The sequence below is a fragment of the Microvirga aerilata genome (genome assembly GCF_016743775.1).
In the GTDB taxonomy this organism is placed as follows: domain Bacteria; phylum Pseudomonadota; class Alphaproteobacteria; order Rhizobiales; family Beijerinckiaceae; genus Microvirga; species Microvirga aerilata.
This window is the reverse complement of sequence record NZ_JAEQMY010000032.1, coordinates 25,799-48,982: the sequence shown is the minus strand read 5'-3', so window position 1 is coordinate 48,982 and position 23,184 is coordinate 25,799. Positions and strand designations below refer to the sequence as shown.

The 23,184-nt window shown below is 62.5% G+C and carries 23 protein-coding genes; 11 read left to right on the top strand and 12 right to left on the bottom strand.

Features of this window, described 5'->3' with window-relative positions; genetic code table 11:
- The first annotated feature begins 47 nt into the window (after positions 1 to 47).
- The 10 genes from JKG68_RS18915 (at position 48) to JKG68_RS18870 (ending at position 11,175) form a co-directional block, all read left to right on the top strand.
- On the top strand, positions 48 to 1,544 hold the full coding sequence (locus JKG68_RS18915) for an extracellular solute-binding protein (RefSeq protein ID WP_202062646.1): 1,497 nt from the start codon (positions 48 to 50) through the stop codon (positions 1,542 to 1,544).
- Positions 1,545 to 1,639: 95 nt separating this feature from the next.
- Positions 1,640 to 2,629 carry a carbohydrate ABC transporter permease gene (locus tag JKG68_RS18910; RefSeq protein ID WP_202062644.1) on the top strand — a complete coding sequence of 330 codons (990 nt, stop codon included), beginning with the start codon at positions 1,640 to 1,642 and terminating at the stop codon, positions 2,627 to 2,629.
- Entirely contained in the window at positions 2,626 to 3,489 is an 864-nt protein-coding gene (locus JKG68_RS18905; protein ID WP_202062642.1) for a carbohydrate ABC transporter permease, read from the top strand. The genes JKG68_RS18910 and JKG68_RS18905 overlap by 4 nt, the downstream gene beginning before the upstream one ends.
- Before the next feature lie 12 nt (positions 3,490 to 3,501).
- Entirely contained in the window at positions 3,502 to 4,659 is a 1,158-nt protein-coding gene (locus JKG68_RS18900) for an ABC transporter ATP-binding protein (protein WP_202062640.1), read from the top strand.
- An 8-nt stretch (positions 4,660 to 4,667) separates the two neighbouring features.
- Positions 4,668 to 6,197: an FGGY-family carbohydrate kinase gene (locus JKG68_RS18895; RefSeq protein WP_202062638.1), complete on the top strand. Its 1,530-nt coding sequence runs from the start codon at positions 4,668 to 4,670 to the stop codon at positions 6,195 to 6,197.
- Complete coding sequence (locus tag JKG68_RS18890; protein ID WP_202062636.1) at positions 6,194 to 7,747, top strand: FGGY-family carbohydrate kinase; 1,554 nt, start codon at positions 6,194 to 6,196, stop codon at positions 7,745 to 7,747. Before JKG68_RS18895 ends, JKG68_RS18890 begins: the two co-directional genes overlap by 4 nt.
- The gene (locus JKG68_RS18885) at positions 7,744 to 8,421 is read left to right on the top strand and encodes an HAD family hydrolase (protein WP_202062635.1); all 678 of its coding nucleotides are present in this window, start codon (positions 7,744 to 7,746) and stop codon (positions 8,419 to 8,421) included. Before JKG68_RS18890 ends, JKG68_RS18885 begins: the two co-directional genes overlap by 4 nt.
- Entirely contained in the window at positions 8,418 to 9,326 is a 909-nt protein-coding gene (locus JKG68_RS18880; protein WP_202062633.1) for an SMP-30/gluconolactonase/LRE family protein, read from the top strand. Before JKG68_RS18885 ends, JKG68_RS18880 begins: the two co-directional genes overlap by 4 nt.
- Positions 9,327 to 9,353: 27 nt before the next feature.
- Positions 9,354 to 10,196 carry a transketolase gene (locus JKG68_RS18875; RefSeq protein WP_202062631.1) on the top strand — a complete coding sequence of 281 codons (843 nt, stop codon included), beginning with the start codon at positions 9,354 to 9,356 and terminating at the stop codon, positions 10,194 to 10,196.
- Positions 10,189 to 11,175: a transketolase family protein gene (locus tag JKG68_RS18870; RefSeq protein WP_202062629.1), complete on the top strand. Its 987-nt coding sequence runs from the start codon at positions 10,189 to 10,191 to the stop codon at positions 11,173 to 11,175. The genes JKG68_RS18875 and JKG68_RS18870 overlap by 8 nt, the downstream gene beginning before the upstream one ends.
- 8 nt (positions 11,176 to 11,183) lie before the next feature.
- On the opposite strand, the gene JKG68_RS18865 is transcribed toward JKG68_RS18870, so the two are convergent.
- The 11 genes from JKG68_RS18865 to JKG68_RS18815 all read right to left on the bottom strand — a co-directional run bounded on the left by JKG68_RS18865 (position 11,184) and on the right by JKG68_RS18815 (position 20,750).
- Positions 11,184 to 11,627: an acyl-CoA thioesterase gene (locus JKG68_RS18865; protein WP_202062627.1), complete on the bottom strand. Its 444-nt coding sequence runs from the start codon at positions 11,625 to 11,627 to the stop codon at positions 11,184 to 11,186.
- A 5-nt stretch (positions 11,628 to 11,632) separates the two neighbouring features.
- Positions 11,633 to 12,178: a 2,4'-dihydroxyacetophenone dioxygenase family protein gene (locus tag JKG68_RS18860; RefSeq protein WP_202062625.1), complete on the bottom strand. Its 546-nt coding sequence runs from the start codon at positions 12,176 to 12,178 to the stop codon at positions 11,633 to 11,635.
- Positions 12,179 to 12,204: 26 nt separating this feature from the next.
- A complete protein-coding gene (locus JKG68_RS18855) occupies positions 12,205 to 13,311 on the bottom strand; it encodes a glycerol dehydrogenase (protein ID WP_202062623.1) in 1,107 nt (368 codons plus the stop codon).
- A gap of 5 nt (positions 13,312 to 13,316) precedes the next feature.
- Positions 13,317 to 14,315: a transketolase family protein gene (locus JKG68_RS18850; protein ID WP_190844488.1), complete on the bottom strand. Its 999-nt coding sequence runs from the start codon at positions 14,313 to 14,315 to the stop codon at positions 13,317 to 13,319.
- A complete protein-coding gene (locus JKG68_RS18845; protein WP_312890874.1) occupies positions 14,308 to 15,150 on the bottom strand; it encodes a transketolase in 843 nt (280 codons plus the stop codon). Before JKG68_RS18845 ends, JKG68_RS18850 begins: the two co-directional genes overlap by 8 nt.
- Before the next feature lie 34 nt (positions 15,151 to 15,184).
- The gene (locus JKG68_RS18840) at positions 15,185 to 15,904 is read right to left on the bottom strand and encodes an SDR family NAD(P)-dependent oxidoreductase (RefSeq protein WP_202062621.1); all 720 of its coding nucleotides are present in this window, start codon (positions 15,902 to 15,904) and stop codon (positions 15,185 to 15,187) included.
- A 14-nt stretch (positions 15,905 to 15,918) separates the two neighbouring features.
- Positions 15,919 to 16,635 carry an ABC transporter ATP-binding protein gene (locus JKG68_RS18835; protein ID WP_190844490.1) on the bottom strand — a complete coding sequence of 239 codons (717 nt, stop codon included), beginning with the start codon at positions 16,633 to 16,635 and terminating at the stop codon, positions 15,919 to 15,921.
- A complete protein-coding gene (locus JKG68_RS18830; RefSeq protein WP_190844491.1) occupies positions 16,616 to 17,353 on the bottom strand; it encodes an ABC transporter ATP-binding protein in 738 nt (245 codons plus the stop codon). Before JKG68_RS18830 ends, JKG68_RS18835 begins: the two co-directional genes overlap by 20 nt.
- A complete protein-coding gene (locus JKG68_RS18825) occupies positions 17,350 to 18,378 on the bottom strand; it encodes a branched-chain amino acid ABC transporter permease (protein ID WP_190844492.1) in 1,029 nt (342 codons plus the stop codon). The genes JKG68_RS18830 and JKG68_RS18825 overlap by 4 nt, the downstream gene beginning before the upstream one ends.
- Positions 18,375 to 19,259: a branched-chain amino acid ABC transporter permease gene (locus JKG68_RS18820; RefSeq protein WP_190844493.1), complete on the bottom strand. Its 885-nt coding sequence runs from the start codon at positions 19,257 to 19,259 to the stop codon at positions 18,375 to 18,377. The genes JKG68_RS18825 and JKG68_RS18820 overlap by 4 nt, the downstream gene beginning before the upstream one ends.
- A 111-nt stretch (positions 19,260 to 19,370) precedes the next feature.
- The gene (locus tag JKG68_RS18815; protein ID WP_246515588.1) at positions 19,371 to 20,750 is read right to left on the bottom strand and encodes an ABC transporter substrate-binding protein; all 1,380 of its coding nucleotides are present in this window, start codon (positions 20,748 to 20,750) and stop codon (positions 19,371 to 19,373) included.
- A 364-nt stretch (positions 20,751 to 21,114) separates the two neighbouring features.
- Between JKG68_RS18815 and JKG68_RS18810 the strand changes: the two genes are divergently transcribed.
- Positions 21,115 to 21,459, top strand: coding sequence for a tautomerase family protein (locus tag JKG68_RS18810; RefSeq protein WP_312890872.1), 345 nt, complete (start codon positions 21,115 to 21,117; stop codon positions 21,457 to 21,459).
- Positions 21,460 to 21,497: 38 nt separating this feature from the next.
- Here JKG68_RS18810 and JKG68_RS18805 read toward each other — a convergent pair whose 3' ends face one another.
- Positions 21,498 to 23,093 carry a class I adenylate-forming enzyme family protein gene (locus JKG68_RS18805; RefSeq protein WP_202062617.1) on the bottom strand — a complete coding sequence of 532 codons (1,596 nt, stop codon included), beginning with the start codon at positions 23,091 to 23,093 and terminating at the stop codon, positions 21,498 to 21,500.
- Positions 23,094 to 23,184 lie beyond the last annotated feature (91 nt).

Genomic DNA, 23,184 nt, shown 5'->3' with positions numbered 1-23,184 from the left:
GTTAAAAAAATTAAACGGACGCATGGTCCGCCCCAGGGAGAAGAAACATGGTACGGCTGCCCAAACACCCGAAAACCGAGGAGTTCGCTCTCGATCAGCTTGCAAGCATGGATACGGCGGGTCTCATCTCCCGCCGTGAACTGTTACGAAGAAGCTCAATCTTCGGCGCCGCCGCCACGCTGGCGACATTCAGCGGCGTGCTTGGCGCCGCTGCGCAATCCGGCGGAGGCAAGGTGACAGTGGGCGTGGACAGCGGCGCCTTTACACCAATCCTTAAGACCTTCACGCCCGAGTTCAAGCAGGCAGCAGGTATCGATGTCGAGTTCGTGTCCTATCCGCTCGGCAACATGTACGACCAGAACCTGCTTGCCTTAAGACAGGGCACCGCACGATTCGATGCGTTTGACTTCTGGCCTAACTTCGTGGGCGACTTCGGTCCATTCCTGACACCCTTGGAAGAGGTCGGCACGCTGCAGGAGCTCAACTTTAGCGATATCGCCAAGCCGTTCCAGCAGCTCAACATCTATGAAGGCAAAATTGTCGGCGTCATGATTGACGGTGACATGTTCATCAATACCTACCGGTCCGATCTCTTTGAGAGCGGGGAGGAGCAGTCTGCCTTCCGTCAGAAATACGGCTACGACCTCGCGCCTGCGAAAAACTACAAGGAATACCGGGACACCGCCGAGTTCTTCACGCGCCCGGACAAGAACCTCTATGGCGCCGTAGAGGTCACGAGCTTCTTCGTTTACGCGTTTTTCATCAACCAGCTCGTCCAGGCGGGGGCGGAAAAGGGAGAACGCTACGGCGAGCTTTTCGACGAGCAGATGAGGCCCAAGCTCGTCAACGACACCACCATCGAGGCCTTGCGCCGCTACAAAGAAATGACAAACTTCATGCCGGCAGACTTGGCTAAGGCCATGCCTTGGGATGTGGGCCGGCAAGTGTTCTTTGAGGGCAAGATTGCGCAGGCTAACTGGTGGACCGACATGCCAAAGGGTGCAGCAGATCCGTCCGTTTCTAAGGTAGCGGGAAAGATCAAGTGCGCGCGCAACTGGGGGCCAGTGACCATTCTGCCTTATGGACGCGCCATGGGCATCGCCAAGAATTCTAAGAACAAGCGAGGGGCGTTCCAGGCCATCGCATGGCTGCAACAATCGGCTAACGCGAACCGGTGGGTTGCGGAAACCTTCTCGCAGTCCCTCATGGATCCTTGGCGGACGAGCATGTTCGACAACCCGAAGAGCACCTTCCCGCTGCAGGCCGAGTCCGGTTTTGCCGAGAACTTTGCGTCCGTCAGCAAGGAGCTCCTCGCGAACCCGAAAGTCTACCTGGACATCTCGATCCCGGGCACGAACCGCTATCTCGCGTCGATGATCCAGCACGTCCAGCGTGCCGTCACCGGCCAGGCCACGGCTGAGGAAGCCCTGAAGGCGATGACCTCGGAGTTCGAGGAAACCACGAAAACCTACAACCGGGACCGGCAGATCACGCACTACAACGAGTATCGTCAGCGCATGATCAAGCAGGGCTACTGGTCCTGATACCTTAAACCAGGCGATGGCGGTTCGCCGCCGTCGCCGATGCGGCGGATGGATTCCGCCCTCCCGTCATAGCAGATACGAGATGAGGCGCAGGCATGAGCACGTCGGCCGCGACCCCCAACGCCGTACGGTCGTCCCGGAGCGCATCCCAGAAGAGGCAGCAGGCGCAGGAAAAGCGCGCGACCTTGATCCTGTTAGCGCCGGCGCTCCTGTTCCTCTTCCTGCTCTCGATATGGCCGGTGGCCTATCTGCTGTATGCGTCCTTCACGTCCTACCAGCTCGCCATTCCCATTCCGACTGAGTGGGTGGGACTGGGCAACTTCGAGAGCATCGTGACCAACCCCAGGTTCTGGTCGAGCCTTTCGATCACGCTGGTGTTCGCCCTTATCGCCGTGCCGTTGCAGATTCTTGTAGGCCTAGGATTGGCGCTCCTGCTCAACGGCTATAGCCGCGGGCGCGAAATCTATACCTCGCTCTTCCTCATCCCTATGATGCTGGCTCCCATCGTGGTCGGCTTCTCCTGGAACCTCTTCCTGAACCCGATCTACGGCCCGCTCAATTCCGTCCTGCGCGGCGTTGGGATCAGCCCGCCGGCCTGGGCCTCCTCTCCCGAATGGGCGCTTCCGACGCTGGTTCTGGTCGACATCTGGCAATGGACACCGTTCGTGATGATCGTCCTGCTCGCCGGCCTTCGCTCAATCCCACCGCGCGTCTTCGAGGCCGCGAAGGTTGATGGATCGAACCGGATGCAGACCTTTATCCACATCGTTCTGCCCATGCTCGTGCCTTACATGACAGTGGCGTTCGTGCTGCGCTTCATCGACAGCTTCAAAGTGTTCGACATCATCTACATCCTCACTCGGGGCGGGCCGGGCACGAGCACGCAGAACCTTGCCTACTACACCTATGATCTCGGCTTCGGGCGCTTCGAGTTCGGGGCGGCGGGCGCGCTCAGCATCATTCAGCTGATCCTGCTCACATTCGGAACCATGGCCATTCTGGCCCTCGTGAAGAGACGGGACAAGGCTCCCGCATCTGCCGCCCCGGCTGCTACGCCCCGCCTTGCAGAAGGAAGCGCCGCATGAGCCCGATCCCCGCCTCTCATCCTCCCGCAGATCGTGCTTCCTTCGGCGAGATCCTGCGGGAAGTGCTCAAGCACGTGGTCATGGTGGCGCTGCTCCTGCTCTTCCTCTGTCCTCTGCTCTGGCTGCTGCTGACTGCCTTCAAGCCGTATGCGGAGCTGTTCAATTCACCTCCGAGTGTGCTGCCGGTCAACGGCACGCTCGCGAACTTCACGGAAGGCTGGACGGTTGGGGGAGGAAAGGGCATCGGCGACAGCCTGATCGTCGCGTCTCTCTCCACCGCCATTTGCCTGGTTCTCGGGTTCCCGGCAGCCTATGCGCTGGCGCGCCGCTTTCCCCCACATGGGCAGCTGAGCTTCACCATTCTTTCATTGCGGATGATGCCGCCGATCGTGCCAGTGATCGGCTTCTATCTCCTGTTTCAGGAACTGTCCCTGTTCGACACCTATACGGGCCTCATCATTATCTACACCTTCATGAATCTGCCCCTGGTGATCTGGCTTCTGTCCGAATTCATCCGCCAGATCCCTAAGTCCTACGAGGAGGCAGCCCGCATTGACGGCGCGCCCTGGTACAGGTTGTTCTGGGATGTGCTCCTGCCATTGAGCGCCCCGGGCGTGCTGACGGCGGGCATCCTGTCCATGATCTTCGCCTGGAACGAGTTCCTGTTCGCGCTGGTGCTCACCGGCGAGAACGTCATCACCCTACCGAAGGCGCTGGCGAGTTTCTTCCTCTTCCAGCAGCCCAATTGGGGTCAGCTCGGCGCGATCGGCATCGCAGCCGTAGGGCCGCTTCTCATCATCTCTTACTACATGCAGCGGTCGCTGATCCGCAGCTTCTCCATCGAACTCGGCGGCCGATAAGGAACGACGATCATGGCATCCGTCACTCTCGCGAACATCAACAAGTGGTACGGCCACACGGTCCATGCCGTTCGGGACGTCAGCTTAACTATCGAGGATGGAGAGTTCTTCGGCCTCCTGGGGCCGTCCGGATCGGGCAAGACCTCCGTGCTCAGGATGCTTGCTGGCCTTGAGAGCGCAACTTCCGGCTCGATCCTGTTCGATGGCGTTCCGGTGGAGGACAAGTCTCCGCAAGAGCGCAATATCGCCATGGTGTTCGAACAGAATGCGCTCTACCCGCACATGACGGCGCGGCAGAACATTTCGTATCCGCTCAAGATCAGGGGCCTGTCCAAAGCCAACATCGACGCGAAGGTCGCTGAGGTCGCGGGCATGCTCAACATCGCGCACCTCATCGATCGTCGCGCATCGCAGATGTCGGGCGGCCAGCAGCAACGGGTCGCCATCGCTCGGGCTCTGGTCCGGGACCCCAATCTCCTGTGCCTCGACGAGCCGATTGCTCACCTGGACACCTTGCTCCGGGCCAGGCTCCGCGGGGAGCTCAAGCGCCTCCAGCGCTCGCTGGGCACCACTTCGGTGATCGTGACCCACGATCCCATCGAGGCTATGACCATGACGGACCGGCTCGCCGTGATGCGCGACGGCATTCTGCAGCAGGTCGGCACGGCGGATGAAATCCACAGCCGTCCTGTCAACGCGTTCGTGGCGCAATTTTTTGGCCTGCACTCCATCAATCTGATGTCGATCGAAGGCGTGGTGGAACTGCCCCGCCTCATGGGGCGGTTCGGCGGCGAGACGACGCACCTTCCCACGGCCCTGCGGCCCAATGTCTCTTCGGATGCGAAGCTTCTCCTGGGGTGCCGCCCAAGCGGCCTGGACGTGCGCCGCGCGGGCGAGGCGAAGCCGTCGGCCGACATGCTGCAGGTACGGGGCAAGGTCTATGTGTCCGAGCAACTCGGAGATTCCCTCCTCGTGACAGTACAGATCGGTCCGGACACGGTTCAGGCCCTCATCCCGAACGACCGCAAGTTCGGCATCGACGAGCCGGTCGATGTGCTGGCGGACGAGGCGGCGCTCTACGTGTTCGATCCTAAGACCCAAGGCACGGTTCGCTTCGCCCCCAGAACCATATCGCCCGGACTCGGCAATCCGCCGGCAGTTTATGCCTGAGGCGTCCCATGAGCTTCGTTATCGGCATCGATAAAGGCACATCCGTCATCAAGGCCGTCGTGTTCGACGTCTCCGGGCGCGACTGCGGATCGAGCCAGCGGCGCATGGAGGTCCTGCGACCCCAGCCCGGCTGGCACGAGGAGGATCCCGAGCGTACGTGGCGGCTCTGCGTCGAAACGATCAAGGAGGCTGTTGCGGCGGCGGGGATTTCCGGGTCCGACATCAAGGGCGTTGGCATCGCGGCTCACATGGGCGGAGCCTGGATTATCGATAAAGATGGGCAGGCTGTCCGCAACGCTGTCTGCTGGCCTGACGAGCGTGCCCAGGCCGAGCAGATGGCCTTGGAGCGGGCGGGCCTGCTCGACAGGATCTTCGCCATCTCCGGCAACGGCCTGATGCCGGGCATCACTCTGATGGTGCTCGCCTGGTTGTCGCGCCACGAACCGGACATTCTGGACCGGGCCCATGTGGTTCTCTGCGCCAAGGACTACCTGCGCTACCGGCTGACCGGCGGCCTCGCAACAGACCCGTCTGACGTGTCCTTCGTGCCAGGCGACATCGACCGGCGAGAACACTCTGCGGAGCTCATGAGCCTGTGCGGCGCGGGCGACTGGGTCGAACGGATGCCGCGCATCCTGGAATCCGGCGAAGTCGCCGGAGGCATCTCGGCCAACGCCGCCACGGAAACAGGGCTGAGCGTAGGAACCCCGGTGGTCACCGGGCTGGGGGATGCGTCTGCCAACGCTTTGGGGGTGGGGCGCATGCGCCCGGGTGATGCGCTTACCGTTCTCGGCACGAGCTGCCTCAACTCGCTGATCCTGGCGAAACCTAACCGTGACCCTCCGGGCCTTGGCTTCCTGTTCGCGATGCCGTGCGAGCGCTACATCCGCATTCTGCCAAACACCTCCGGCACCATCACCATGGACTGGTTCCTGGAGCGTTTCGGCGGCCCGAAGAAGCCGGACGGCACTTGGGACTTCTCCGCCATGGAGCAACTCGCCGGCGCCGTGCCGAGAGGTGCGGGCGGGGTGCTGCTGCTTCCTTATGTGAACGGCAGCGGCGTGCTCGCGCCATTCTTTGATGCCCGGGCGCGAGGTTCGTTCTTCGGCGTGGGAAGCCACACGACCCGCGACCACCTGCTCCGTGCAGTCTATGAGGCGCTGTGCTTCTCCACCCGCGACTGCTTCGAGTCGATGCCGGTGAAGCCCTCGTCCTTAACGCTCACGGGCGGTGGAAGCCGTAGCGCCTTCTGGGCGCAGATGTTCGCCGACATCTGTCGGCTTCCCATCGAGGTATCGAGCGCCAAGGAGTCGGGCGCTCTTGGCGTCGCGCTCCTGGCCGGGGTGGCCACGGGCCTCTGGCCGAACCTTGAGACCGCCATCGGTCAGACGGTTCAGACCGTTGCCCGGTACGAGCCTGATCCACAGGCGCAGCCGGAATACGAAGGCTGGTTCTCGCTCTTTCGGGAGGCACGGGATGTCTATCGAGGCTACTCAGGCCGCAGGGCTGATTTGACCTCTGGAGCGCTGACTGCATGAGCTACGTTCTGGGCATCGATAAAGGCACGACAGCCACCAAGGCGGTGGTCATAAACGCCGAAACCGGTCAGGCGCTCGGCACTGCGCGACGGCAAACGCCTTCCTATCGTCCTAAGCCCGACTGGCATGAGGAGGACATGGAAGGCACGTTCGATGGTGTCGCGCTCGCCATTCGTGAAGCCATTGAAGCTTCCAGTGTCAATCCCGCAGAGATCGCCGCCGTCGGCGTGAGCGGGCACATGGGTGGATTGTGGGCGCTCGACTCCGGGGGGAAGCCGGTAGGGCGCGCCATTGCCTGGCCGGACGCCCGAGCCGCCTTCATGCTGGAAGGGTGGAATGAGGACGGGCGCACAAAGCGCCTTTACCAGATCTGCGGCAATGCGCCGATCCCGGGCCTTCCCCTGGTGCTCTTGTCCTACATCAAGCAGCACGAGCCCGAGCGCTATGCGCGCATTTCGACTGTTTTCTGCGCCAAGGACTACATCAACTACCGGCTCACAGGCGAGATCGCTATGGATGAGTCCGACCTGTCGTTCTTTCCGTGCGACATTCGCGGGCGCAAGGTCTCGCCGGAACTGCTAGAACTCGCCGGGGTGCCCGAAATCATGGGCTGCCTGCCGCGCGTTCTCGCCATCGGCGATATCGTCGGGCGGGTTACGAGGGAAGCTGCCGCGCAGACGGGCCTTGCCGAGGGCACGCCGGTGGGGACCGGAGCAGGAGACGCGGTGGCCGCCGCCGTCGGCGTCGGGGCGCTGGAGGCGGGCCAGGCCGTCACCGTGATCGGCACCAGCTTCATGAACAACCTGACAGTCGACCGTCCGATCATGGAGCCCGAGAATGTCGGGTTCCTGTTTCTCATGCCTGGCGGACGATGGCAGCGGCTGATGTCGAATACGGGCGGGGGCTCGCTTTGCCTGGATTGGATCATCTCCGCCTTCTGTCAGGCTGAAGCAGCAGGTGATGGAAATGCGAATGCGATCTTCGAACGGATCGAGCAGGATGCCCGCGCCGTACCGCCCCTGTCGCATGGGCTTTTGATCCATCCCTATTTCAACACCTCGGGCATGTCCGCGCCCCGGCATGAGCCTGCTGCCCGCGGCTCGATCTTCGGACTCGACATGGCCACCCAGCCCATGACGATGGTGCGCGCGGTCATGGAAGGCGTCGCTCTCTCCATGGTGGAATGCTACGCGGCCCTCGATGCGCCGGTGAATGAGATCCGCATCACCGGCGGCGGAGCGCGAAGCAAACTGTGGCGCGAGATCTGCGCGGCAGCCATGAATCGCGAGTTGATGGTGCCGGAAGTCGAGGAAGCAGGAGCCCTGGGAGTTGCCATGCTGGGTGCGACTGCGGTCGGCATCCATGACAACCTCACATCTGCCGCCGTGCGCATGGTGCGTGTTGCCGAAGAGGTCATGCCCGATCCTGCGCTCGCTGAACGCTACCGGGCGGCTTACCCGCTCTTCCGCGATCTCGGTCGGGATCTCGCTCCTCTCTGGAAACACCGCGCCGCGCTTCTTCAGGCTCAAGAACAGCAGGATTCCCGATGAAAGAGATGTTGCACACTCACGTCCTCTTCGATCTGGACGGCACCCTGGTCGACACCCGCGGCGCCGTGATGGAGTGCTATCGCCGCGTGTTCCGGGAATGCCTTGACGCGAGCTTTCCGCCTGAGTCGATCGATGCGCGCGAGCTTTTCGCCATGCGCCCGAGGGAGGTTTTCTCGGTGGTGGCCCCCGGCAGGGCGGAAGAGCTTTATCTCGCCTATCACAACACCTATCCGCGGTGCGTCGATCACATCAAGGTTTTCGCGGGCGTCGCCGAACTCATCGGGAAGCTTGGCGCAAACGGGCGCAAGCCGAGCGTCGTCACCAACAAGGGACTGGAACGCACCCTTATCGATCTCTCGGTCGCAGGCATCCAGCCCGGAAGTTTCGCAGCCGTCGTGACGGCGGAGGACACGGTGGAGCGCAAGCCCCATCCGGCGCCGATCCTGCTCGGACTCAAGCGGGCAGGGGCCAAGCCCGAGGAATCTGTCTATGTCGGCGACGGGCCCCAGGACATTCTGGCGGCTCGCGCCTGCGGCATGGAGGCGATTGCGGTCAGCTATGGATTCTACGACCGGGAGGTTCTGGAAACCTACAATCCCGGCGCTCTCGCCGACAGCATCGAGGACTTGGGCCGCATCCTTGGGCTGCCGGCCGCACGGAAGGCCGCATCATGAGCGGCTTTACGGTTCTAGCGGAAGGGCTCGCTTTTCCGGAAGGTCCAGTCGTGATGCCCGACGGCAGCCTTGTGGTCACGGAGATTGCGCGCGGCTGTCTGACGCTCATCGACAGGGCAGGGAAGGCAACGCGTCTTGCCGACACGGGTGGCGGCCCGAACGGCGCGGCGCGCGGACCGGACGGCTTTCTCTATGTCTGCAACAACGGAGGGTTCAGCTGGAACCGAAGTTCGGGCCTGAGGCCGGTGGGGCGTGCTGGGGACAATGCCGGCGGGCGCATTCAGCGGGTACATCCGGAGACCGGCAGAGTCGAGACCCTGTACGACCGTTGCGGGGACATTGGCCTGTCGGCTCCCAACGACCTGGTTTTCGACGCCCACGGTGGATTTTACTTTACCGATCATGGCCACCGGCAGGAACGGCAACTGGAGTTCGGCGCGGTCTTCTATGCGAAGGCGGATGGCAGCCACATCGCCGAGGTGGCCTTTCCGCTCATCGGTCCTAACGGCATCGGGCTCTCGCCGGGCGGAAAGACCCTGTACGTCGCGGAAACATCGTCCGGTCGTCTCTGGGGTTACCGTATCCTGGAGCCGGGGCGTTTGACCCGGCCCGACTGGCCATCGCCGACGGGCGGCGATTTGGTGGCGGGACTGTCCGGATTCCACCGCTACGATTCCCTCGCCGTCGAGGCAAGCGGCAATATCGGCATCGCAACCCTTCGGTTCGGTGGCATCAACGTGGTGTCGCCCTCAGGCGAGTTGGTGGAGCGGATCGATTTGCCCGATCCCTACACCACCAACATCTGCTTCGGCGGGGAGGCTCACCGCACCGCCTATATCACCCTCTCGAGCACCGGCTGTCTCGTGTCGATGCCTTGGGCACGGCAAGGCCTGCCGGTCTTTTAAGCCGAACGTTCTGTCTGGAGTTCATCCATGTCCACATTGAATCATCCCCCAGAGAACCCGGACATCAGGGCGCTGAAAGGTCGTGCGCTCAGCCTGCGGCGCAAGATGCTCAACATGGCAAGCGGAAAGGGCGAGGGCTACATCGCCCAAGGTCTTGGCATGGCCGATTGTCTTGCGGCTCTCTACTTTCATGAACTGCGCTACGACCCGGCCGATCCCCGATGGCAGGACCGGGACCGATTCCTGCTTTCCACCGGACATTACTCGATCGCCATGTATGCGGTTCTGGCCGAGGCCGGATATCTCGACGAGACGGAGCTGCCCACCTACGGGCTGAACGGCTCACGGCTGCCCATGAGCACCTTCGACGACATTCCCGGCGTAGAGATCGTCGGCGGATCCCTTGGGCACGGCTTGGGCCAGGCGGTCGGCATGGCCATGGCCCTGAAGGTGGATGGCTCGCCCGCCCGGGTGTTCTGCGAGTTCTCTGATGGCGAACTGCAGGAAGGCTCGACCTGGGAGGCCGCCATGGGGGCGGCGACCTTCAAGTGCGACAACCTCGTGGGGCTGATCGATTGCAACGGCATCCAGGCCGACGGCCCTGTCACGGTGAAGATCGACCCCGTGGCCGACAAGTTCACAGCCTTCGGATGGGACACGGTCGAGGTCAACGGCAACGACATGGAGGCGCTCGTGTCGGCGCTGGCGAATGCCCGCAAGCAGGACGGGCGCCCGAAGGCCATCGTGATGCGCACCACCCCAGGATTCGGCGTGCCGACCCTCATGGCTCGCGAGCGCGCCCATTTCGTGCGCGTCGACAACAGCGAATGGGATTCCCTCAAGGCTGAACTGGAGAAGGAAAATGTCTGAAGCTCTGCAGGCCGTCGGCCGCACCCGCGGCATGGGTGAACTGATCGACGTGGAGGGCAAGGTCACGGAAATCGCTCCGTTCGGCCGCACCCTGGCGGAGCTCGCCCACGAGCGGCCCGAGATCGTGGGACTGACCGCCGACATGGGTCGCTACAGCGATATCCTTCCGTTCCGCGATGCGCATCCCAACCGCTTCTTCAACGTGGGAATGGCCGAGCAGAATCTGATCATGATCGCGGCGGGCATGTCGAAGGCCGGCAAGATCGCCTATTGCACCACCTACTCGGTCTTCATCACCCGGCGGGCCTACGACTTCGTGTCCATTGCCTGCGCCCACTCCATGGCCAACGTGAAGATCTTCGCCGGAATGCCCGGGCTGGTGAACGGCTATGGAGCGACCCATCAGGCGACCGAGGACATCAACATGATGCGCGGCATCGCGGATCTGACGATCATCGATCCTTGCGACGCCACCGAGCTGAAGCAGGTGGTTCGCGCGGTGGCCGATATTCCCGGAACGGTCTACGTGCGCAGCCTGCGCGGCAAGGTGCCCGTGGAGCTGGGATCGGACTACCAGTTCGAGGTAGGCAAGGCCAAGGTTATCCGGGAGGGCCGGGACGTGGGCGTCATCTCCACGGGCTACATGTCGGCTCGGGCGCGCGATGCGGCGGACGCCGCCGCCGGGCAGGGAGTCGATGCGGCAGTGCTCCATGTGTCCACAATCAAGCCCTTCGACAAGGAAACGGTGCTGTCCTTCGCCCAGCGCTTCGACCGGCTGATCGTGGCGGAAAACCACAAGACCACCGGCGGCCTCGCGACTCTCGTGGTGGAGGCGCTGTACGAGGCGGGCATCATGAAGCCACTCATCAAGATCGGCCTAGCGGACAGCTTTTTCGAATGCGGCTCTCAGGAGTATCTTGAGGCAAAGTACCAGGTCGACCTGCCGCACTTCATGCGCGCCATCGTGGAGGGCCGCTGAAACGAGAGTCAGCGGCCGAAATAAGGGGTCAGCGCCGCGCGCTCGTTTTCCGTCAGGGCGCGGGCGCGCCGCTCCGGCCCACCGGCCACGACCGTCACGGACGTGGCCGTGGCGGCGCAGCGGTCCCCCACGAAGATGCCCTGGCCCATGGCTATGGAACTGCTCCCGAGCCTCAGGATCGCGGTGCCGATCCTTGGAACCTCGCCAAAGCGGATTTCCGCATGGAAGTCGATGGCGACATTCGCCAGCGCGAGCACTTCGGCCGGGTCCAGAAGAGGTCTCAGGACGCGGACAAGGAGGGCATAGCGTCCGTCGTCGAACCAGGAGCAGATGACGCTGTTCGTCACATGATGGTTGGGGTCGAGGTCCGCATGGCGGACCACCGCATCCTGCCAGGAGTGAAAGAACCCGGCCTCGATCAGCCGGGGCTCTGCAGACAGGGTGGCTTTCATCGGCGCTACCGGATGAACTGGTCGACGAACTCTTCTCCCAAGCCCACCGAGGCATAGTGCCGGCGGCACAGGTCGATCTTGGTGAAGACATCCTCATGGCCGAGGGTGTTGCCGTCCGGGTCAACGTAGATCATGGCACCGTTCACCTGGAAGAGCGTGATCATCTCTTCCACATGCTCGTCGACAACCAGCGTATGCGTCTCGCCCGGAGCTTCATAGACATAGCCGCCTTCCTGGGCGACCCAGTCGTGCTCCAGGTAACGCCAGCTTCCTTTCAGCACATAGGCGTGAACCGGCTGCGGGTGACGGTGGCGCGAGAGCACGCCGGACTTTCTCACCCGCAGCAGGTTCATCCAGTAGCCGCGACTGGCGCAGAGCAGCAGGGGCCGCATCCAGACATTGGTCTGCTGCGGCACCCACAGGCGCTCGTCCTCCGGAATAACGCTCGAGATCACCAGCTCGGGCGGAGACTCCTTCGGCTGCGGGTGGCGATAGGGCAGGCGAGCCTGCTCATCCGACTCCCTCTGCAATGCGAGATCCACGACATTCATGAAATCAACCTTTGAAACGGCTTTCGTTATGCGGCGCGGGCCGGGTAGTCGGCGCTGATCGCTTCAAGGCGCTTCATGGCCTCGACGAGATCGTCCGGGATCAGTTCGCGCTCGAAGTTGCTCGTGTGTGGCGCGCGGTGCGTGAGAGTGGCGATGGTCTCCAGGTCCTGCGGGCTCGCGGATGTGAGGCCGAGATCGCCGAGGCTGATGGGAAGCCCGACCTGCCGGTAGAAGGCGAACTGCTCCCGCATGAAGTCGTCGCCCCTGCGCTCGAGCACAAACTGCACGAGCAGCGCGTAGGCCACCTGATAGCCGTGGAGCGCGGCGGCGGTCTGCGGTACGGCGCTGAGCCCGCGGGTCATGGCGTGGGCGATGGAAAGGCCGGAGCCCTCGAAGCCGAGGCCGGACAGGAGGAAGCAGGCCTCGATGATCTTCTCGAAGGATTCATCCGGCGTGCGTGTGCGCACGGCCGCGAGCGCCGCGACGGAGTTCTCGCGCAGGACGCGGTCGCACATCTCGGCCAGGAACGGGGACGTGAGGGTGGCTCGTCCGCCGAACATGTTAGGCCCGTTCGCCGCCACGCACTGCGCCGCCTCGAAGCGCTTGACCAAAGCGTCGCCGATCCCAGACACGAGCAGGGCAGGGGGCGCATTGATGATGATGGAGGTATCCACCAGCACCAGGTCTGGGTTGCGGGCGAGCTTCTCCACGGAGAGCAGCTTGTGGTTATCGTCGTAGAACACGAAGTTGCGGCTCGTGGGACCATCGTTGGAGGCCGCCGTCGGCAGGCTGACCAGCCGTGCGCCGAACGCTCGGCATACGGCCTTGCCCGCATCCATGCCCTTGCCGCCACCCGCGGCGATGACCACGTCGGGCGCGAAGTCGCGCTTCTCGTCCGTCATCCGCTCCACGTTCGCGGGCGTCACATCTCCGGTGAAGCCCACCCAGGCGAACTCGACGCCCGCAGCAGCCAGAACCGGCTCGACTTTCGGGACGAGCAGGTTGCAGACCATCTCGTCCGAGACCAGCAGCGCTCGCTCGCCGATGCCTGCGATCAGCTGGCCAAGTTCCTGGATGGCTCCGGGGCCTTGCACATACAGACCGGGTGAGCCGAAAACCTTCAGGTCGCGCATGGTCATCACTCCGCTGCCTCTGCCCGCACGCCCAGCCAATCGGCCACTGAGTCCCGAACCCGCTCAGCCGTGAGGCCGTACTTGTTCTGCAGATAGGGGATGGAGCCGCACTCGATGAAGCGGTCCGGAATGCCGATCTTGAGCATCGGCTTCAGGATGGAGGCCTCCTGGAGCGCATCCAGCACCACCGAGGTGAGGCCACCGATGAGCACGTGGTTTTCGGCGGTCACCACCTTGTCGACCGATGCGGCGAACTCCGCCACCCCATCCCGGTCGAATGGCTTGATCGTGGCGCAATGCAGCACCGAGGCTTTCACTCCCATGCGGGCGAGGTCGCGGGCGGCGTCCAGGCAGCGTTCCGTCATGAAACCGGTGGAGATGAAGCCGATATCGGCTCCGTCGCCGAAGCGCTTGGCCTTGCCGAGTTCGAACTTGTAGGTGGCCGGATCGAACACCACCGGTACGTTGCCGCGCAGGAGCCGGCAATAGACCGTGCCGTCGATCTCGCCTGCCTGTTCGGCGATCTGGCGCATCTCGGTCGCGTCGCACGGGTCGATCACGGTCATGTCAGGCACCGCGCGCATGAGTGCAAGATCCTCGATAGCCTGGTGCGTACCGCCATAACCCGTGGTCAGGCCGGGATTTCCGGCGAACATCTTGACGTTCGCCCCGCCATGCGCGCAGGCGATGGCCAGGAAGTCATGGGCGCGGCGCGTCGCGAACGCCCCATAGGTAGTGCAATAGGCGGTCCAGCCGGTGCGGGAGAGACCGGCCGCCACCGTTACCAGCGCCTGCTCGGCCATGCCCACATTGTAGAACCGGTCGGGGAAGCGGTCCCGGAACGGGTAGACATCCGTATATTTGCCCAGGTCCGCCGTCAGCACCACGATGTCGTCGCGCTTTTCATTCGCCGCGATGGCGCCCTTGGCGAACGGAGCGGTTTCGAAAGGGCGGTTCTCGACGGTTTCGAGTTCACCCATTCCCAGCGTTTGGCCCTTAGGCATTTTCCTGCTCCAATTCACGAGAGATGAGGTCCCATTCATCCGCATCAACGCGAATGAAGTGCGCCTGCTCGCGGGCCTCAAGCCGCGCGATGCCCTTGCCGGGCTTGGTGCGCATCACAACCATCTTGGGCTTTCCCCGGGTGGCGCGGGCCCATTGCATCGCGCCGACGAGCTGCTCGAGAGAATTTCCGTCGATCTCGAACACGTCCCAGCCGAAGGCGCGCCACTTGTCGGCCACGGGCTCGATGGGGACCACGAGCATGCCGTCCGCCTGGATGCCGTTGCAGTCGAGGAAGGCCACGAGGTTGTCGCACTTGAAGGCGGCGGCGGCGGTGGCGGCCTCCCAGGTCGAGCCTTCCTGCAGTTCGCCGTCGGAGGTTTCCACGAAAACTCGCGACTGGCTGCCCTTGAGCCGCAGGCCCAAAGCTGCCCCGACCGCGATGCCAAGGCCATGGCCGAGGGAGCCGCCCGTCATCTCGACGCCGGGAACGCGGCCTTCGATGGTGCTCATCTCAAGTGGGCTCTCATCCGCTCCGTAGGTCGGCAGCATATCCTTGGGGATATATCCGATCTCCGCCAGCACCGCCCAGAGCGCGATCGAGTAATGGCCCGTGGACATGTAGAAGCGGTCACGGTTCTTTGCGTGAGGATCTTGCGGATCGTACTTTAGCTCATGGAAGTAGAGGACAGAGAAGAACTCTGCGAGCCCGAGCCCCTGGCCAAGATAGCCCTGTCCCTTCCCGACGGCCTGAACCAGCATGTTGCGGCGCAGCTGATGCGCCTTCTCCTTCAGAAAAGCGAAAGACAGCGTGTCGTTCGTTAAAGCCGGCGTCACGGTTTTCTCCCAATGATATGTCAGGTCAGCGCAATCAGGCGATGGAATAGCCGCCGTCGATGGGTAGCATGACGCCAGTGATGTAGCGGGCCTCGGGCGAGATGAGGAACCAAGCGGCTGCGGCCACGTCCTCCGGGTCGCCCCAGTAGCCTAGGGGAACGCGGCGCATGATGGCCTCGCTGCGCACCGGATCGGTCATGGCGTTCACGGACATGCGCGTCTTGATCCATCCGGGCGCGACCGCATTCACGCGAATGCCGTCCTCCGCCCAAGCGACAGCGAGCGAGCGGGTCAGCTGGAGCACGGCGCCCTTGCTGGCCGAGTAGGCCGGATTGCGGCCCGAGCCGAAGACGGACCACATGGAGGCGAAATTGAGTACCGATCCCTTCCTGGCCTTCAGGTTCGCGTGCAGGGCGGAGGCCATGATCTGTGTGCCATGGAGGTTGACGTCGACAACCCGGCGGAATCCCTCGGTGGAGAACTCCCGGCGATCGTGCAGGATGATGCCGGCGGCATTCACCAGCGTGTCGACCTCCCCGATGGATGCAGCGAAGTCGAGAGCCGCGGCCTCGTTCGTCACGTCGAAATCCGTGAAGGTGATGGAGGGGTCGCGAAGATCCTCCTCGGTATCCTTGCCGAGCACATGCACCTGATAACCCTCGCGCATGAGGCGCTTGACGCAGGCAAGGCCCAGGCCTGTTCCGCCGCCTGTCACGACAGCGGTCTTCCGGGATGAGTCGTTTGTAGGGGACATGACGGTTTTCCTGATCAAAGGCCGAGATAGGTGGCGCGCAGATGCGAGTTGCCGAGCAGTTCGGCTCCCGTGCCGGAGAGGCTGATCTGGCCATTTTCCAGCACGTAGCCGTAATCCGCCATTTCGAGCACCTGGAACACGTTCTGCTCGATGATGAGGATGGAGAGATTGCGCTCGCGGATCTTCGCAATCGACTCGAAGAGTCGGTCCACCATGATGGGCGCAAGACCCAGCGACGGCTCGTCGAGGGCAAGCACCTTGGGTAGGGCCATCAGCGCTCGGCCGACGGCCACCATCTGCTGCTGTCCGCCCGACAGGGTGGAAGCCCTCTGGTAGCGGCGCTCGGCCAGGATGGGAAAGAGCTCATAGACCTCTTCTAGCGTTTCATTGCGCCGCTCGTAGGCTCGCTTGCTGTGCGCGCCGACCATCAGGTTTTCCAGGATGGTCATGTCGGCGAACAGCTGCTTGCCTTCGGGCGATTGAACGAAGCCGGCCTGAACCACCCTGTGAGGCGCAAGGCCGTGGATGGACTCTCCATAGAGTTCCGAGAAGCCGGAGTCCGCCTTCACGAGGCCGGAGATAGTACGCAGCAGAGTGGTCTTGCCTGCGCCGTTCGCGCCGATGAGGGCCACGATGGTGCCCGGCTTGAGCTCAAGGTCAACGCCGCGCAGGACACGGATGTCACCATAGCCCGAGGTGAGCCCGGCAATCTTAAGTGCGGGCTTGTACATAGCGCTCTCCAAAGTATGCCTTGAGGACTTCGGGGGAGGTGACGACGTCTTTCGGCTTGCCGTCTGCGATGAGGGAGCCATAGTCGAGCACGATCACCCGGTCACTGAGCGCCATGATCACCTTCATGACGTGCTCGACGATGAGCACGCTGACGCCGCGCGCCCTTACCTTCTTCACCAACTCGACCATCTCGCTGGCTTCGTTGGGGGTAGCACCTGCTACGACCTCGTCCATGAGGAGCAGGCGCGGCTGCGTGGACAGGGCGCGTCCCAGTTCAAGCTTGCGGCGGTCAAAGGCTGTCAGGTTGTGGGCTTCCGTATCACCTTTCCGCTCGAGGCCGAGGAACGCCGCAATCTCCTCGGCGGCCGCGCGGATGCGCTTCCGATCAGAGCTGCGGGAAAAGCCGCCTACCATGAGGTTCTCCACCACGGTGAGGTCACCAAAGGGCTTGGAGAGCTGAAAGGTGCGGCCGATGCCGGCGCGGCACACTTCCCAGGGCTTGGAACCCGCGATGTTGTGGCCACCGAGCTTGATCGTGCCCTCGTCAGGCTTATGGAATCCAGCAATCATGTTGAAGGCGGTGGTCTTGCCTGCGCCATTCGGACCGAGCAAGCCGAGGATCTCGCCCTCGTTTACGTTGAACGAAAGCTTCTTGACTGCCTGCAATCCGCCAAAGCGCTTGGAAATGCCGTTGACTTCGAGAAGCGACCCGCTCATGCCGGATTCCTCCTGCGGAAGAGGCCCACCGCCAAGTTCTTCAGGGGCTCCAGAACGCCCTTCGGGAAGTAGAGCACCGCGAGCATCAACACGATGCCGTAGATGACGAGGTGCAGGCCCAAGAAGGTGCCACCGAGATAGCCACGCGTGACTTCTGCTAACGGCGTGAGGATCAGCGCGCCGATCAGTGGTCCGAAGGCCGTGCCCTGACCGCCGATGATGCTCATCAGGGCCATGTCGATGGAGAGCTCGGTGCCCATGTTTCGCTCGGGATTGATGTAGCGGAAGAACTGCGCGTAGAAGCTGCCGCCCAACGCCGTCATGAACGCGCTGATGGCGAAGGCCGTCAGCGTGTAGCGGGTGGGGGAGATCCCGAGCGCCTCCGCTGCGTCGCGGTCCCCGCGGATCGCTTTGAGGCAGTAGCCCAGCTTCGAGCGCTCCATGATCAGGGTCGCAAGAATAGCGAGCGCCAGCATTCCGAGGATGATGTAGTAGTAGGGAATTTTGCCGCCAAACTGGAAGGCCGCGAAGCTTTCGCCGACCATCGGCACCACCAGGCCTTCGGCCCCTTTGATGTGGAAGCCCAGGAACGTGTCGGTGTTCTCCACCCAGATGCGCACGATCTCTGCGAAAGCGATAGTGGTGAGGGTGAAGTACGGGCCCTTGAGGCGGAAAGTCGGGTAGCCGATCACCACCGAGAGAGCGGCCGCTGCGAGCCCGCCCACAATCATGCCGAGCCAGGGCGAGAGCCCAAAGGTGGTGAACAGCAGCACGGACACGTAGCCGCCCATGCCACTGAACATGGCGTGGCCGAGGGAGAGCTGTCCCACATAGCCGCACAGGAAGTTCCAGGCCGTCGCCATGTAGGCGAAGAACAGCACCATGATGGCCGAGTGAATGAAGAAGCTGTCCTGCGTGACAAGCGGAAGGCCCGCCGCCAGGAGCAGCACAATCAACGCCAGGGCTGGCCCTTTGGAGAAGCCGACCGGAGCGGTTCTGTCGAGAGGGATGGTGGAAACTGTCATGCTTTACCCATGATGCCGGCCGGTCGAACCAGCAGAACCAAGATGAAGAGGCCAAGGGAGAAGATGGCGGCGGAGGTGGCGGTGACAAATTGCGATGCCACCGCTTCAAAGACGCCGATGACGAGGCCGCCGATGATCGAACCTGGGATGCTTCCCATGCCGCCGAGGACCACCACAATGAACGACTTGATGCCAAAGGCGAGGCCGATGGTCGGGGTGGCCGGGATGAAGGGCGAGATGAGCGCGCCAAAGAGACCGAGAATCGCACAGCCAAGGCCGAAGGTTACGGCGTAGACCTTCGGCACGTCGATGCCGGACATGGCCGCCGCATCGCGGTTCTGCGCTGTGGCGCGAATGGCGCGACCGGCATGGGAGTGGCGCAGCCAGAACGACACGCCGACTGCGACCAGAATGGCCGCCAAGGCCGCGATCAGGCGTGGAATGTTCACCGGGATCGGCCCGAGCATCAGCGAGGGCAGGTAATAGGACAGCTGGACCGAGCGGACGTCAGGCCCAAACGCCATCAGGGCGACGTTGTCCAGCACCAGGAAGACGCCGCAGGTGAGAAGCAGCGCGCTCAGGGGCTCAACCACGAGCGCCCGCTCGCGGCGGATCAGTGGCGAGATGATCACGCTCTGGACGAAGTAGCCGAGCGCGAACATGGCCGGGACTGTGACAATGGCGCTGAGATATGGATCGATGCCGAGCAGGTTCCAGCACCAGAAGGACAGGTACAGGGACAGCATCAGGAACGACCCGTGGGCGAAGTTCACGACGCGCAACACGCCGAAGATGAGGCTGAGCCCTAAGGCAATGCCGCCGTAGATGCCACCTTGCAGGAGGCCGTTCACGACGGCAAAGGATAAAATAAATGGGTCCATGGACTTCCGCTACGCTCTAATCAGTCGGATTGGAATCCGGCGCCGTTGCTCCTTGGAAAAGGACGGCTCGCGGATGCGAGGGCGGCAGGTTCGCCGCCCTCCTTGGTTTGATCAGGAGTTAGGACGCTCGGACCAAGTCGGCACGGGCCACGACGGCTTCACGCCCGGCGCACGGTTTTCCGCCGGCCACACGGTGCGGCGCTTGCCTTCGATGTTCTGAGAGATCGCCCCGTGAGCATGGGTGTTCTGACCCTGCTCGTCGAACTTGATCTGCTGATAGCCGGTGGCCAGGGCTGGGCCGGATTTGATGTCCGTGGCGGCGAGCGCATCGCGGAGCTTCGTGCGGTCGGCGGAGCCGGCACGCTCGAGAGCGTCCTTTATCACATAGACACCAGATAGTCCCTGTGCGGTGTAGGCGCTCATGGGATAGCCGAGCACTTCTTTGCTGCGCTTGTCAGCTTCGAGGATCATCGGATCCTTGGTGACTTCCGTGATGTCGATCTGGAAGTCTTCCTGCACGAAGTAGTAGCCCACAGCGCGCGGCGGGACAGCCTTATAGAAGGCTGGGTCTTCGGTACCGCCGCCCACGGAGTGAATACCGAAAGGCACATCCAGGCGCTGCTCCATGAGCTGGCGCGACAGAATAAGGTGGTCGGGGGTGTAGAAGGCCACGATCAGGGCCTCAGGTTTCGTCGAACGAACCTTCAATAGCTGATTGGAAAAGTCCACTTGGTTGGGTGGGGCCGCTTCGTCAAGCACCACCGAATAGCCGCGCTCACTTGCGAACTTCTTGATATTCGCCGCATGCGAGCGTCCCCAGTCGGTACCCTCATAGATAACGCCGAGGGTCTTGGGCTTCTTGCCCGTCTCCTTTGAGAGCAGGTCGATGGCGTCCACCTGCTCGCGGGCGTCGTAGTTTGCCTTGTTGTTGATGCGGAAAACGTATTTGAAGTTGCGCTCCGTGATTTCGTCCTTCACGGCGCCGACTACCACCCAAGGGGTCTTGTAGCGCTCGGCCACTTCGGTCGCCGGGAAGGTAACGGCACTGTTGAACGCGCCGCACAGGGCGGCGACGTTCTCGCGGGTGACGAGGCGTTCGGTCTCGGTCACGCCGATATCGGCCTTGGATTGGCTGTCGCCGAAGACGACGTTCAGCTTGGCGCCACCCATGGATTTGATCCCTCCCTCGCGGTTGATCTGATCCACGGCGATCTCGGCACCGACCTTTGTCTGGCTACCCACGCTAGCGGAGCCGCCGGAGAGCGGAAGCACGCAACCGATGGTGACTGTCGGAGCGGCTTGGGCAAAAGCGAAGCTTGCATAAAACGTAAGCGCTCCAAACGTCAGCGCTCCTGTCAGCAGGTTGGATTTGTTGGCAGTGGTACGCTGTAATCGATGATTAGACATATGATCCTCCCGGATTACGAATTGTCTGTTTTTCGTCTTTGGGGCGCGGATTCGTTTTTTGGCGTCGATATGCCTGCGCTCCAAGAACGATCTCACGATGGGTAACTTGATCAATCTCGTCGCTGGTCTGCAGATGAGACCATTTCCACCGAGCACGTGAGCAGATCAGGCGTGTTCGGGGGATTTGCGCGCGGCATGTCTTTGCGGATCACGAAGTTTGTAGTGTTCAACCGCGCAAGCCGTTCGGGTGTGAGTTTAGCGCTCTTCGGGCGTCTCGGCAGCCGTCCCATGTTTCCTCTCCTTGATGCGGATACTCGCCCGCATCTGAGCCCCTGCCGCTCGTGCGATCTTAATTCTTCCGCGGTAGATTGTTTTATTTTCGTAGACGCTAACCCCCATATTGTTTTATGACAATACCTAGAATTGTACCATAATCCGCCGTATCGAAGTGATACAATCGCTTGCGACCCCACCGCTCAGGTCTTCTGAGACTCATGATGAGCTCCCTTACACTGCAGGTTTTTCGCAAAGCGAAGTCGTTTTTTCGAACCAATCTCAAGGAGGAAAAGCCATGCCGATCGTCAGCATCGTTCTGCTGGAGGGGCGTAATCAGGCTCAGAAGGACGCTATGTATGCGGAGGTGACGCAGGCCTTGTGCCGCACGCTCGGTTGCCCTCCCGAACAGGTGCGGATCATGGTGCAGGATCACGCGCTCGGAAACTTCGCTGTTGCAGGAACGTCCGTCGCTACCGCCCGAGAGCAGGCGGCGCGGAAGAAAGAAGAGGCGTCATAAATTAACGTTCGTCTTCCATGCCGCTGACCCGCAGGGATCTAGGTCCCAGTGGAAGTAAGGTTGTTCCTCCTGCTTTCCGAGCGGGCATCCTCCAGTAAACGGCGAAGTTCGGTCTTCAGCACCTTGCCCATAGGGTTCTTGGGCAGTTCCTTAAGAATGAGCCACTGGCGGGGACGCTCGTAATCAGCAAGCTTGTCGGCGCAAAAGCGAGCGATCTCGTTCGTGTCCAACGCGACGCCTTCTTCTGGCACCACGCAGGCCGCCACATCCTCTCCCAGGTCCGGATGGGGGACGGACACGACGGCGGCCTCGCGCACGCCCGGAAAGCGATAGAGCACATGCTCCACTGCGACTGATGCGATCTTCAGGCCGCCCCGGTTGATCACGTCCTTTTTGCGATCCGTGAAGAACAGGAATTCTTCATTGTCGAGATGGCCCACATCTCCGGTGCAGATCCCCCCGTCGCGAAACGCCTCTTCGGTGGCCTGTGGGTTGCGAAAGTAGCCTCTGGCCACGCCAGGGCCCTTGATCACGATCTCGCCGGTGTCGCCGGCGGGAACCAGTTTACCCTCGTCGTCAACAATCTCGATGGTGCAGTAGGGCATAGCCGCTCCGATGGAACCGTGCTTGCGCCACATGTCGGCTGGTTGAAGGCGGGAGCCCGAGGGACCACTTTCGGTCATGCCGTAGATCTGAACCTGCTCTACCCATGGCCAACGTTCCGAGATGCGGCGGATCACCTCCGATGGCATGGCCGAGCCGCCATAGCCGACGCGCCGCAGGCTGGTGGTGTCGAAGCGGCCACGAGCATATTCCTCGATCATGAAATGCACCACCGACGGCACACCGTGGTAGAAGGTGGTCTGCTCAGCAGCAATCAGGCGCAAACGCCCGGCATTATCGAGGGGCTCCTCGAACACGAAGCCGCCCCCTTGAACCCAACTGGACATGCAGCCGAGGTTGAGGGCGGAGCTTGTAAAGAATGGCCATCCCGCTTGATAGAGATCACGCTCGGTGAGGCCGAGTGCTGTCCCGCAGGAAAGCCCTGCGCCGATCATGGAGCGGTGGTCGTGCATCACTGCCTTAGACCGGGCGGTTGTGCCCGAAGTGAAGAGGAGACAGGCTAACAGTGTTTGGTCGCCTGGATCCGACGGGTGAGCGGCAAAGGGCTCATCCAAAGGTTCGGGCCAGCGCTCCTGATCGTCGGCGGCTGGACCCACCACCAGGGCTCTTGCTGGGGGGTAGAGGCGCGCGATGCGGTGCGCTCCATCGGTGGTGGTTACCACCGCCGCAGGCTCCACAAGCTCCAGAGCGTGGCCGAGTTCCTCGTCCGCATAACGCGTGTTAAACGGCACGACCGCCGCGCCCAAGCGAAGGGCGGAGAGCGCAGTGAGGATGCATTCGCGGCCCGCCTCATTGCCGAGGAGCACGCCGATCCGGTCTCCCTTGCCGAAGCCCATGCGGGCCAAGCCTCGCGCTGTCGACTCCATCCGATTAACCAGCTGGGCATAAGTGAGCCGGTCGCGCCAGCCGTTGATGGAGTGCGCGGACAAGGCGATGCGATGGGGCGCTTCGCCGGCGCGCCTGCGCAGAAGGTCAGGTACGGTGAGAGACAGAACAGTGGGATCGGACATGGCTAAAAGCAGCTCCACAAGCGCCATACGAAACTAACGTGATTTCGCCGGGGCGGAGGGTCGTCGTCAAAGCGAGCTTTGGTCTTCACAG